General features: G+C 44.6%; 10 protein-coding genes. All 10 read left to right on the top strand.

Annotated elements, in window-relative coordinates:
* Positions 1-249: 249 nt before the first annotated feature.
* The 10 genes from BANH1_RS05995 (at position 250) to BANH1_RS05945 (ending at position 11,928) form a co-directional block, all read left to right on the top strand.
* Positions 250-579: a hypothetical protein gene (locus BANH1_RS05995; protein WP_015398467.1), complete on the top strand. Its 330-nt coding sequence runs from the start codon at positions 250-252 to the stop codon at positions 577-579.
* An 816-nt stretch (positions 580-1,395) separates the two neighbouring features.
* A complete protein-coding gene (locus tag BANH1_RS05990) occupies positions 1,396-2,721 on the top strand; it encodes a PBSX family phage terminase large subunit (RefSeq protein ID WP_041583310.1) in 1,326 nt (441 codons plus the stop codon).
* Complete coding sequence (locus BANH1_RS05985; protein ID WP_015398465.1) at positions 2,721-4,583, top strand: portal protein; 1,863 nt, start codon at positions 2,721-2,723, stop codon at positions 4,581-4,583. Before BANH1_RS05990 ends, BANH1_RS05985 begins: the two co-directional genes overlap by 1 nt.
* Before the next feature lie 48 nt (positions 4,584-4,631).
* Positions 4,632-5,471, top strand: coding sequence for a hypothetical protein (locus tag BANH1_RS05980; RefSeq protein WP_015398464.1), 840 nt, complete (start codon positions 4,632-4,634; stop codon positions 5,469-5,471).
* A gap of 142 nt (positions 5,472-5,613) precedes the next feature.
* On the top strand, positions 5,614-6,732 hold the full coding sequence (locus tag BANH1_RS05975; protein ID WP_015398463.1) for a N4-gp56 family major capsid protein: 1,119 nt from the start codon (positions 5,614-5,616) through the stop codon (positions 6,730-6,732).
* A 441-nt stretch (positions 6,733-7,173) separates the two neighbouring features.
* Complete coding sequence (locus BANH1_RS05965) at positions 7,174-7,872, top strand: phage adaptor protein (protein ID WP_015398461.1); 699 nt, start codon at positions 7,174-7,176, stop codon at positions 7,870-7,872.
* A complete protein-coding gene (locus BANH1_RS05960) occupies positions 7,873-9,336 on the top strand; it encodes a hypothetical protein (protein ID WP_015398460.1) in 1,464 nt (487 codons plus the stop codon).
* A gap of 56 nt (positions 9,337-9,392) precedes the next feature.
* Entirely contained in the window at positions 9,393-9,851 is a 459-nt protein-coding gene (locus BANH1_RS05955; protein ID WP_015398459.1) for a hypothetical protein, read from the top strand.
* A complete protein-coding gene (locus BANH1_RS05950; protein ID WP_015398458.1) occupies positions 9,848-10,960 on the top strand; it encodes a tail fiber domain-containing protein in 1,113 nt (370 codons plus the stop codon). Before BANH1_RS05955 ends, BANH1_RS05950 begins: the two co-directional genes overlap by 4 nt.
* A complete protein-coding gene (locus BANH1_RS05945; protein WP_015398457.1) occupies positions 10,957-11,928 on the top strand; it encodes a phage tail protein in 972 nt (323 codons plus the stop codon). The genes BANH1_RS05950 and BANH1_RS05945 overlap by 4 nt, the downstream gene beginning before the upstream one ends.
* Positions 11,929-12,129: the final 201 nt, after the last annotated feature.

The raw sequence follows: 12,129 nt of genomic DNA, 5'->3' as shown, positions 1-12,129 counted from the left end.
TTTTCTCCTCAAGATGGTTCAGGGAAGCTCTGCGTGATGCGCGATCTCCAGCATTCTTTATTCTGATAATTTATCGGACTTTTTAGCCTTTTTACGCGATCATCTATCACCTGCTGGGTGCCGTCTCGGCATTTGCTGAACTGGGTGTGTTGTCTCAGCATTCGCCGAAAAACTGTTTGATGATGCTAAAATTTTTCCGGTAATGATGTAGCAGCGAAACTTGATTATACAAAATGAAGGAGCGGGACCGTGACAAAAGAAAATCGTCTCTCTTCGCGCGGAAGAGGACGTCCAAAGGGCTCATTAAATAAAACAACTAAATTGCTCAAAGATGCTCTCATCGCAGCGGCAGAGCAAGCGGGATCCCACTATGGTCACGATGGCCTGGTATCCTATCTGCAATATCACGCGATCAATAATCCTGTGCCTTTTTTTTCACTCTTAGCAAAAGTTTTGCCTCTACAAGTAACAGGAGAAGGGGGAGGCAATGTTCAAACAATTTCGCGTGTTGAGATTATACCTGTTGTCCCAAGTGATGCAGCGACAAATAATCATGGTACGTCTCCTTTTGAACATTGATGCTGCAAAATAAGAGGAGGATTTTCTTACATCATGAACTCATTCTTTCACCTCACCTGTATCAATTTCTGTATGACAGGGATATTCCATAACCGAATAATCAGTGAAATTTTGCTCTTTCCGTCGGTGTTCAAAATATTAAGAGCCTCAATTTTTAGCCATTATGTGCGCATGGGGGTCTCCTTATTAATAAGGGATGTTTTTGCTCTATAATGATAGTTGCCTGAAATGTTCTTATCGCGGGATTGTTTTTTGTTTTATCACGCAAGCTGGTAGGTACGCTACTTGAGCGGGATGCAGAACTAGGTGAAACTGGTAGGCGCTCTGCTCGAAGAGGACGTAGAGTCAGATGTAACCGGTGGAGCGCGCTACTTGAGGAGGGTGCAGAACTAGGTGTAACCGCTAAGCGCTCTGCTTGAAGAGGGCGTGGAGCCAGATGTAACCGGTGGGGCGTGCTGCTTGAGGAGGAAACAGAACTGGGTGAAACTGGTAGGCGCTCTGCTTGAAGAGGGCGTGGAGCCAGATGTAACCGGTGGGGTGTGCTACTTGAGGAGGGTGCAGAACTAGGTGAAACTGGTAGGCGCTCTGCTTGAAGAGGACGTAGAACCAGATGTAACCGGCGGGGCGCGCTACTTGAGGAGGGTGCAGAACTAGGTGAAACTGGTAGGCGCTCTGCTTGAAGAGGACGTAGAGGCAGATGTAACCGGTGGGGCGTGCTGCTTGAGGAGGAAACAGAACCGGGTGAGATATAATTTTACGCCGGTGTCTGCCGTTACTGGACTAGATATTGACGAGAAAATGCGGAGACATTCTATGATGACAACCGCTCAAGTTGCTCTTATTCCAAAACTTATTTCTGTTTTTTCTGGACAAGCTGACGTCCGCGCCGCTTGGGGAGGGCGTGGATCAGGAAAAACACGATCCTTTGCTTTGATGTCTGCTGTGGTCGGATATCGGCATGGAAAAGCAGGAGAGCGCGGCATTATCTTATGCGCAAGACAATTTCAAAATTCGCTCAATGAAAGTTCCCTCGAAGAAATTAAACGAGCCATCGAGTCCTACAGTTTCTTGAAAGATTATTACGAAATTGGCGATAAATATATTAAATCAAAAGATGGACGGATCCTTTATGTTTTTGCTGGCCTTGACCGCAATATCGCAAGCATTAAATCCATGGGGCGCATCCTTCTTTGTTGGGTCGACGAAGCCGAACCCGTTACCGAAACCGCTTGGCAAACCCTCATCCCAACATTACGCGAAGAGGGAAAAGATTGGCATTCCGAATTATGGGTCACATGGAATCCCCTCCGCGAAAATGCACCCGTTGAAAAACGATTCCGCCATGTAAAAGACCCCAATATTAAAGGCACCGAGGTTAATTGGCGCGATAATCCGCGCTTCCCTGATAAACTTAATCGGGATCGAAAAGCTGATTTAGAACAAAGACCTGAGCAATATAACCATATCTGGGAAGGCGATTATCTACAAGCTATTCAAGGCGCTTATTATCAAAAATTACTTCTTGAAGCCGAGCAAGAAGGGCGGATTACTTATGTTCCGCGCGACCCGCTTATTCAAACAAAAGTCTTTTGGGATATCGGCGGGACGGGCGCAAAAGCTGATGCAACTGCTTTGTGGGTTGCACAATTCATCGGACGCGAAATTCGCGTCCTTGATTATTATGAAGCTCAAGGACAACCTTTATCTGAGCATATCGGGTGGATTTGTCAAAGGGGATATAACAATGCAGTCATGGTTCTCCCTCATGATGGGGCCACAAAAGATCGCGTGTATAATGTTAGTTTTGAAAGCGCTCTCCAGCAGGCCGGATTTCAAACCCAAATTATCCCCAATCAAGGGCTGGGAGCCGTCAAAATGCGTATCGAAGCCGTGAGGCGATTGTTCCCCGCTGTGTGGTTCAATCGTGAAACAACACAAGCCGGGCGAAAAGCACTCGCATGGTATCACGAAAAACGCGACGAACAACGCAATATCGGATTGGGTGCTGAACATGATTGGGCAAGCCATGGCGCCGATAGTTTCGGACTTCTTTGTATCGCCTATGAACAGCCAAATATTAAACCACGAAAAGATCCTTATCGCTCTCTTCATCATTCTCAAACATCATGGATGGCTTTTTAATGCACGATCATACAGCTTCTCTTGCCCCACTTGAAACGACTGAACATCAAATTGGGCAGAAAATCGAACATCAGGCACTCTTTCAAAAACTCGTCAGTTGGTATCGCGACGATATTGAGCATGCCGAACAGTGGCGCAAAAATGCTCAAGAAGATTATAATTTTTATAATGGGCGGCAATGGAATGAGCAAGATCTCGCTGTTTTACAAAAACAAAACAGGCCCGTTATGACATTTAATCGCATCGCGCCCTTGATTAATGCTGTCATCGGCGCTGAGCGAAACAATAAACGACAAGTACAATTCATCCCACGGCAAGAAGGTGCAGCTTTAGCCAATCAAATCTTAACAGGAGCCGCTGAATGGTTTCGCGATGAGGCTGACGGTGAATACGAAGATTCTGACGCTTTTCAAGATGCCGTTATCTGCGGAATGGGATGGACAGATACGCGGCTCGACTATGAAGAAGATCCAAAAGGAAAACCTGTGATCGCTCGTTTGGATCCCATGAAAATGGTTTGGGATGCCAGTGCTGTAAAGCCTAATCTCGTCGATGCACAGCGCGTATGGTATATTGATGAAAAACCTCTTGCTGTTGCTCAAGACATGTTCCCCGATGTCCATTGGAGTGACCTCAATGCTGACTGGGTCAAATACCCTACGCTTCTTCACTCAAATGGTAGTGAGAGCTATCACGACTACATTGAAGATCATAATGAGGATACCGGTCATAAGGGGCCAAAAATGGTCACTTTGGTTGAATGTCGGTGGTTTGAACGTGAGGTCATTTACAAAGCACTTGATCCGAAAACAGGGCAATTCTTCGATTATTCTGAGAAGGATTTTCAAAAATTAGCTAAAGAGATTCCAGATCTTCAAGCAACGAGGCTGACCAAAAAAGTCGTTAAACGCGCTTTTTTAGGCAAAAGATTGCTCGAAGCTCCCGATCAGCCTTTGGTGCCACCTAATCAATTAGGGTGGGAGTGCATTACAGGCTATTTTGATAAATTGAGCCGGCAATTTTACGGCATGGTGCGACCTGCAAAAGATCCACAACGGTGGGCCAATAAATATTTCAGTCAAGTGATGTACCTCCTCAATAGCCAGTCAAAGGGCGGAATTATGGCTGAACGTGACGCCTTTGATGACGACCGACAAGCCATGGAAAGTTGGGCTAGAGCCGATAGTATTACCTGGCTTAAAAATGGCGCTGTCTCTGGCGGGAGAGTCCAACCAAAACCTGTGGCGCAATTTCCTAATGGCTTCTTTCAGCTTTTTAATGAAGCTAAAGGTGCTATCACTCAAGTGACAGGATTATCTCCAGAATTTGTCGGAACACGAGCTGTGAACCAACCTGGGGTTCTCGAAGCACAACGTCGTCAGTCCTCTCTTAATCTCTTAGCGTCTTTCTTTGACGGTCTACGGCGATATCGACAACGACAGGGAAAAATTATTCTCTATCTCATCCAAAATTATCTCTCTGATGGGCGATTGATACGGATTACCGGTGAAGAAAATGCTCAATATGTCCCGCTTACACGGGAAATGATCACAAGTTTGGAATATGATATTGTGGTCGATGATGCGCCAACGAGTCCTAACGAAAAAGAACGGACATTCGCTATTATGATGCAGCTTCTTCCATTGATGCAAAATTTCACAACACCGGAAATTATGATCGATTTATTGCGCTACTCACCGTTGCCAGTATCACTCATTCATAAAATTGCAGCAAAATTTCAACAGCAAAATCAAGCGCAGGAAAATCAGCAAACTGTGCCACAAAATAGCGATGAGAGCGAGGCTGGGCAAATGATACAGGCTTTTTTGCAGGCAGCAAAGACAGCGCAACCAGTTTCTTAAATTTAAGAAAATAACCCTTTATTGTCTGAGAAAGAAAAGGCCAACACAATGGATGCAGAAAACTTAACAGCAGAAGAATATAATCAATTTATACATGATGAGCTGCAAGGAATCGAAGAAGGAAAAAACACGGCGTGGGCTAAGCCTCAAGAAACTGAACGAAGAGAAAGTGTGCATCTCCAGTCCCAAGAAAGTGAAAGAAAAGGGATAGCATATGCCAAGCTTCAAGGAAGGGAAGAAGGGCAAAAAGAAAGAGAGCTGAAAAAAAATCACGATGAGGGCAAAATAACCCAAGAAAGTGAAACGCCCCCCGATCCACAAAAAGATTTTATGGGCTATATACAATGGCTAGGGAAAACACTACAGAAACAAGAATTATTACGGGCTCAACAGCAAAATATGTCTGCTCCTTCAGAAGCAGAGCATTTATATTCGTTTTTTCATCAATCAGCCGCAGCCGTTAAACAACAGCATCAGGATTTTGATCAAGCTGCTGACTTTGTTTACGATGTGCGCGCTAAACAATTAGCCGCTTTTTCTTCGCTCTATCCCGAAATGGCAGATCCAAAAGTGATTGAAGCCATCATCGGAGATGAGTTGAAACAGATTGTCCAAGATTGCGCGAAAAAAAATCAAAATCCGGCTGAGGTGATCTACACTATCGCGCAAAAAATCGGCTACACAAACACACAAAGCGCTCCTGTGGAAAATATACAGGAAAGGCAAAATTCCGCACGAACACTCGCGGCTCATAATGGCTTAACATCAAGCGGATCGCTTTCTTTAGATATGATTGATAAAATGTCTGAAGCAGAATTTAGCGTTTGGATCAATGACCCAAAAAATAAAGCTGCTTTTAATCGTTTGATGGGGGGAGGAGATCTTTAAAAAAGGAGGGGCAAGACGCTGTAAATAAACAAAAGATACATCATTCACTAAGCAATCCACTCTCTTGAAAACCAGAAAGGTGGACGCTTCGCAACCGGCATTCAGCCGGATTTTTTATATCAATAAACATTAAGAGGAAGAAATGACCGAAACTCGTGTCGGAATCAATGATCCAATGGCTGTGCGCGCATGGTCCAAATTACTCAATCAAGAAGTCTCAAAATCAATTCCTATCGCATCTTTGATCGGAAAAGATTCCAATAGCATTATACAGTTGAAAGACGAAACCAATAAAGCAAGTGGTGATACCATGACTTTTGGTTTGCGTGTGCAGTTATTTGGCGATGGAATCACGGAAGGACAGGCTCTTGAAGGGAAGGAAGAAGCTCTACAATTCTTAACAGATCGCCTAGTCATTAATGAACTCGTTCATGCTGTACGTGTCAAAAATGAAGGAACAATCGATCAACAGCGTGTCTTGCATAATCTGCGCACGGAAGCCAAAAATGGCTTGGTCGATTGGTATGCTGATCGCTTAAGCATGATGTTCTTTATGCAAGTTTGCGGATATACGGCAGAAACAATCAATTTTGAAGGTAGAACAATTACCATAAAACCTGTTCATTACGGATTCAATGAACCAACGCCACCGACCGATAAACGCGTGGTATATCCAAATGGAAAAAAAGCTGATGAAAAATTGGAAGCCAATGATGTATTCAATCTCACATTAATCGATAAAGCAGTCGAGCGCGCTAAACTGGCTAATCCAAAAATCAGACCCGTGCGTGTCGATGGCGAAAGTGTTTATGTGCTTTATCTCCACCCAACACAAGTTACGCAATTGCGGACCAATACAGAAGCCGGTCAATGGCTGGATATTACTAAAGCGATTTATAACGGAAGCCGCTCCAAAAATCCAATCTATAGCGGGTCACTGGGTATGTATAATGGGGTGATCTTACGAGAAACAGAACATGTAACAGAAGGTGTGGAATCAGGAAAATCAAAAAATATCGTTAAAAATGTTCGCCGTGCTGTTTTGCTTGGTGCGCAAAGTGCTGTTATCGCTTTTGGTAAAGACCGGGAGGCAACACGCTATAAATTGGTCGAAGAGCTCTTTGATTATGAACGCGAATTTGGTGTGGCCGCGAAAACCATCATTGGCATGAAAAAAGCACGTTTCTGTGCGCCGGGTGATGCGCAAGGGGCTCAAGATTTTGCAACAATCGTCATCCCAACTTACGGAGAACCCGCTTAATGGCTCTTCGAGGAATTGTGAGACATTTTCTTTCCTGACAAAAGACGACAAAATCTTAAAGGACTGGGGTGTACCGGGATCACGGGGGAAATTGCGCAGGACCGCAGGGGACTGCGCGGGGGCTTGGGGTGTACCAGGATCACGGGGGGAATTGCGCAGGACCGCGGGGGACTGCGCGGGGGCTTGGGGTGTACCACAGGATCACGGGGGAATTGCGCAGGACCGCAGGGGACCGCGCGGGGGCTTGGGGTGTACCGGGATCGCGGGGGGAATTGCACAGGACCGCAGGGGACTGCGCGGGGACTTGGGGTGTACTGGGATCGCGGGGGGAATTGCGTAGGACCGCAGGGGGACTGTGCAGAACACGGGAGATCCTAGAAAATCGCAAAAACCATATGAGATTTTGTTGGGATAGAAACTTAACGCGTAAAGGGATTATTTATGCAAACTGCGACGGCCGTTGGTGCCAATTATTTTGATCTCAAAAAGATAGGACAGGACAAAAATTTTGCGCGAATGGTCATGCTCATTCAAGACGAAATTGACGATACGACAGCGGAATATACGGTCCAAATTCAAGATGCCATTTTTACCGCTCTTCGATTATGTGAACGAGAGCCTTTTTTCTTTAATGAAAAAAGAAAGATCACATTTACAACGCAAAGCGGAAAAACCTGGTATGGGCGAGATGATAATGACTCAATTGGAGTGGGAGTTGCCATCGGGTCTTTGTTCTTAGAACACGATAACGCAGAACCGAGACCCCTTCTCTATAAATCTGCCGAATTTTTGAAAAAAAAATATGAGGACAGCCCACCACAGGGAATCCCCATTTTTTATACCTACGATGATCAAAAAATAGGCCTGTTTCCAACACCGCAAAATGCTGACATTGTCCATTTCTCTTATACCCCTTTTCCTTCAGTTGATGAGTGTTCGATGCAGGACAACCATCCTTGGTTTACCCACGCATTTGACCTCATTAAAGCCCGCGCAAAATATGAACTCTATAAAAATATTCTCAAAGATCCTGAATATACGATTGTTTCTTTCAACGATTTTCAAGAACAGCTCCAAGCATTGCGCTACGAAACATCACGCGCAAAAGGCTGCTCAAACATTCTGGCAACGGGGTTTTAAATGGCTTTTTTTCCAATCGCGGATTATCGGCCCGACGTTGCTGATATCAACGGCTTATTTACCGATGAACTCGTTAATGTGCTGCCTGCAGATGGATCCTATATTCCTATGCCAAGCTTTCGTTCTTTATCAGAGCCTTGTCCTGCACCCATTTTAAGCGCTATTGCCGTAAGAACTAAAAATGGCGTCTCTATTATTGCAGGAACAGGAGAAAAAATTTACCTGCTCAATAACGAACTTATGACGTGGGAAGATATTAGTCGAAAGGGCGCACCATACCTAGCAAATGTCGATTCTCCGTGGTCGTTTGCTTTGTTTGGTGATTATGTCATCGCTGTTAATGCCAATGATAAACCTCAAATCCTTGATATTAAGCGTGACGTCATTTTTAGAAATTTAAGAGGAAATCCACCACAGGCCGGAATCGTCCGAGTTTGGGGTGATTTCGTCTGTCTGATGAAATTAACAGAATATCCTCGACGCGTGCATTGGTCCGGGTTGAACGATGCTGAATTCTGGACCGTAGGAAAAAAAAGCTGCGATTATCAAGACTTTCCCGATGGTGGACACGTGCAAGGCGCGACGGAAACAACGAATCCCATCATTTTTATGCGCTCCGCAATTTATGCGGGCTTCTTCATCCCCGGTTCCAAAATTATTTTCAGTTTTCAAAAAATACACGATAAACGTGGCGCGAAAAGTTCTGAATCAATTGTTTGTCGGGGTGATCTCGCTTTCTTTGCCGATGAAGGCGGATTTTACCAAATAAATAATGATGGGCAAATCATGCCTATTGGCTTCGAAAAAGTCGATCGGACGATGAGCGAAAAAATGAGCCACGACGGTTTATCAATTTCGCGGGCTGCTATTGATGGCGTTTATAACCGCGTTTATTGGATGATGGATGCTGGCAATAATGTAAAAGAACGTACACTGCTCATTTATGATTGGGGACTGAAAAAATGGACAAAAGCGATTGTCGGTACCAAAATGATCTTGCCCATTTTTTGTTCTGGACACACTTTAGAAGGACTAGATCGGCTTTCAGGAAGCATTGATGATTTGCCGTTTTCGCTTGATAGTAAAGCGTGGCAAAATGAAGCTCCCGTTTTGGGCGCATTTGATTTCGAAGGAAAGCTTGGTTCATTTTCTGGTGAATCAATGGCCTGTGTGATCACATCTCAAGAGATGGGGCAGACAAACGGCACGATAACCCGCGTGGGAAATATCATGCCTCAAGTGAATAGCGAAGAGTTTTATTTATCCGTGGGTGTGCGTTTACGCCAGTCTGTCGGAGAGAAAATTGTTTGGCTACCAGAAAGACAACCTTCCCGTAATACAGGCCAAATTCATTCCCGCGCAAGGGGGCGGTTTTATCGTTTTAAATTGCGGATTCCTCGAGGAGCTCTTTGGTCTCATGCTACGGGATTTGATGTATCGCTGAAACCTGCTGGCCTGCGATGAACACAGCAAAGATCAGAAAAGACGAGAAACATCAGGAAGACTGAAAAAACAAAATCATGACAGGCCAACAAGACGATCAAAATACCTATTCTATTCATCTTACAGATCAATGGCCACAGGAAAAAATGGCACCCTATCGCGATGCTCTCAATGGCGCTATGCAAAAATATGCTCAGCGGTTTCCCGATGATGTGTGCTTAACGACTGTCGCTGCAGAAATTGCCAGCGGACAAACACAATTGTGGCTGATTTTAAAAAATAAGACCCAATTTAGCGCTTTCGGGATCACTAAAATCGAAAGGACCCACAATGGGAAAAAACGCGTTGTCATCCTCGATCTTGCTGGAGAAGGAGGGCTCAAACTCGTTAAATTAGTCGATGAGATCGAAGAATGGGCGCGGACAATCAACGCCGATGAAATACTAACACTTGGAAGATCCGGGTGGGCCAAAAAGCTCGCCCATCACGGACATACCGTTAACCTCATTCATTACAGAAAGGTTCTCATTCCATGAGCAGAAGAACAACGCCACAAATCCAAAAAGTCACACAAACAAATGCCCCACCTGCGTGGGCTGCAAATAATTTAAAAACAGCAAGCGCTGATGCGCTTAATTTGTATAATCAAGGGATTGGTGGGAATGCTTACCAAGGCGAGCGACATGCTGACCTGAGCGATGCAACAAAAAACGCCATCAACGGCCTTAAAAATGCGGCAAACCAGTACAATAACCCCACTTTTAATCAGGGGCTGAATGCACCGACGCAAAGCTACAATAATCTTCTCAATATGGCGAAGGGAAATTTTATTGGAAGCAATAACAAATTCAACGATGCGCTCAACAATGCGCTCAGTAAAACTTCTGACGCTATTAATCAATCAATGGCAGGAGCAGGGCGGTATGGATCTGGCGCTCATACCGGCGTATTAACCGATGAGTTGGGTGCTTTAGCAACAAAAGCAGCGGCTCAACAATATAATCAGGATGTGAGCAATATGATGAACGCCAATCAGATGATTGACCGCTCATTGTACGATCAGGTCAATGCGGCGAATGCCTTTTATCAAGGGCAAAGCAATGCTCAGAAAAATGCTTTGCAGGGCGGGATGGTGCAAGATGCAAATCGTCAGCACGCTCTGGATGCCAATCGTGAAAAATGGACAGAAGAAGATAATCAAGCGTGGAACCGGTTGGAAAAACTCTTGCAGGTTGGTACGACGGCAGCCGGCAATTACGGCACTAAGACTGAGAACTCAAAAACAATACCTTCAATCACAAAAGACCCTTTACAAGATTTACAGCGCGTCCTTGGATTAGTCGGCGGTGTGATCGGTCTTTCTGACGCTAGAGTAAAAGAAAATGTCGTGCGTGTAGGAGAGAAAAATGGCTACCCCCTTTACGACTTTAATTACAAAGGCGACCCTCAACGCTATCGGGGGGTTATGGCCCAAGATTTAGTACGTCTGAACCCCGCGGCTGTTTACGTCAACGTAAAAACAAAATTATTACACGTTGATTATAACAAAATTGGCTTCAGAATAAAGAAGGTCAAATCCCTCAAAAATATCATCTTCGCCCTCTTTTCTTTTCTTGGTTTCCTGAAAAAAGGACATATCTTATGAGTACAATTTATGATTGGTCGCTTATAGCGCCGGAAAATGCCCGCGCCGACGAAATTATAAACTGGGCAGAAGGACAACCTCCAAGCTCAGTGAATGATAGTGCGCGTGCCATGATGCAGCGATTCAGAGAATATCTCTCCGATAATGGCGGTGCCATTGATACGCAATTTGTGGCAAATAGTTACGAGGATATAACAGAGATTCGCTTGATTACGAAGTCTCCTATCGCTGCCTATGCAAACGATATTGTTGTCCGTTTTAAAGCACAAGGAACGAACAGGGGAGAAACAAATATCGCTTTGAATCAATTATTGGCTCAACCCGTCTATAAGACAACGCAAAATGGCCTAGAAACCTTAACTGGTGGGGAAATTCAAGAGGGTGGTCTCTACGAACTCGTCTATCATTTGGGCATTGGCGGGGACGATAAAGATGGGTGGTGTCTGACAAATCCGACATTTCCTCAAATTTTTCCGTCAGGCTTTATCGCAACTTTTGCTATGAAAAATGTGCCTACAGGCTGGCTTTTATGCGACGGAAAAGAATATTCGCGAGAGGAATATGCGAACCTTTTTGCCGCTATCGGCGGGATATGGGGAATAGGCGATGGAACAACAACATTCAATATTCCTGATTTACGGGGAATGTTTTTGCGTGGATTGGATAGTGAAAGAGGGCTTGATAAAGGGCGTGTCTTAGGAAGCAGGCAAGAAGAATCTTTTAAAGCCCATACCCATCAAGGGACAATAAGTGAAAATGGTGGGCATGCACATAAATACCTAGAGCCCACAAAACCGTATTACTCATGGACAGGGCAGGGTGGTATTCACGATTATATATGTGGTAATAGAGAAGAGAAGCTCACAGGTGCTTCAGGACAACATAGCCACACACTGACATTAAAAGCAACAGGGGGCCCAGAAACACGCCCTGTCAATATAGCCGTCGTTTACGCAATTAAAGTATAAAAACTGAGCCTCCTATCTGTATTAGAGGGTTTTCAAAATATTTGTCATGGTGGGCTATGGAACGCCTAATTTTGCTTATAACGCCTCATTCAAGAAAAAGAACACGGTTTTTTCTTTATCATCGATCAAGGGTAAAACTAGAAGAAAAGAGTGCTCACATATTAAGAGAGGCATTATTCACCTTTTGGTTCCTCCTGTGCG

It is taken from the genome of Bartonella australis AUST/NH1 (genome assembly GCF_000341355.1).
In the GTDB taxonomy this organism is placed as follows: Bacteria; Pseudomonadota; Alphaproteobacteria; order Rhizobiales; family Rhizobiaceae; genus Bartonella; species Bartonella australis.
The sequence above is the reverse complement of the archived record's forward strand: the minus strand, read 5'-3'. Positions and strand labels throughout refer to the sequence as shown.

What these genes read in the sequence shown, in the direction of transcription:
- BANH1_RS05990 (WP_041583310.1), top strand. Translation starts at nt 1,396, where the DNA reads ATGACAACCGCTCAAGTTGCTCTTATTCCAAAACTTATTTCTGTTTTT.
- BANH1_RS05985 (WP_015398465.1), top strand. Translation starts at nt 2,721, where the DNA reads ATGCACGATCATACAGCTTCTCTTGCCCCACTTGAAACGACTGAACAT.
- BANH1_RS05980 (WP_015398464.1), top strand. Translation starts at nt 4,632, where the DNA reads ATGGATGCAGAAAACTTAACAGCAGAAGAATATAATCAATTTATACAT.
- BANH1_RS05975 (WP_015398463.1), top strand. Translation starts at nt 5,614, where the DNA reads ATGACCGAAACTCGTGTCGGAATCAATGATCCAATGGCTGTGCGCGCA.
- BANH1_RS05965 (WP_015398461.1), top strand. Translation starts at nt 7,174, where the DNA reads ATGCAAACTGCGACGGCCGTTGGTGCCAATTATTTTGATCTCAAAAAG.
- BANH1_RS05960 (WP_015398460.1), top strand. Translation starts at nt 7,873, where the DNA reads ATGGCTTTTTTTCCAATCGCGGATTATCGGCCCGACGTTGCTGATATC.
- BANH1_RS05955 (WP_015398459.1), top strand. Translation starts at nt 9,393, where the DNA reads ATGACAGGCCAACAAGACGATCAAAATACCTATTCTATTCATCTTACA.
- BANH1_RS05950 (WP_015398458.1), top strand. Translation starts at nt 9,848, where the DNA reads ATGAGCAGAAGAACAACGCCACAAATCCAAAAAGTCACACAAACAAAT.
- BANH1_RS05945 (WP_015398457.1), top strand. Translation starts at nt 10,957, where the DNA reads ATGAGTACAATTTATGATTGGTCGCTTATAGCGCCGGAAAATGCCCGC.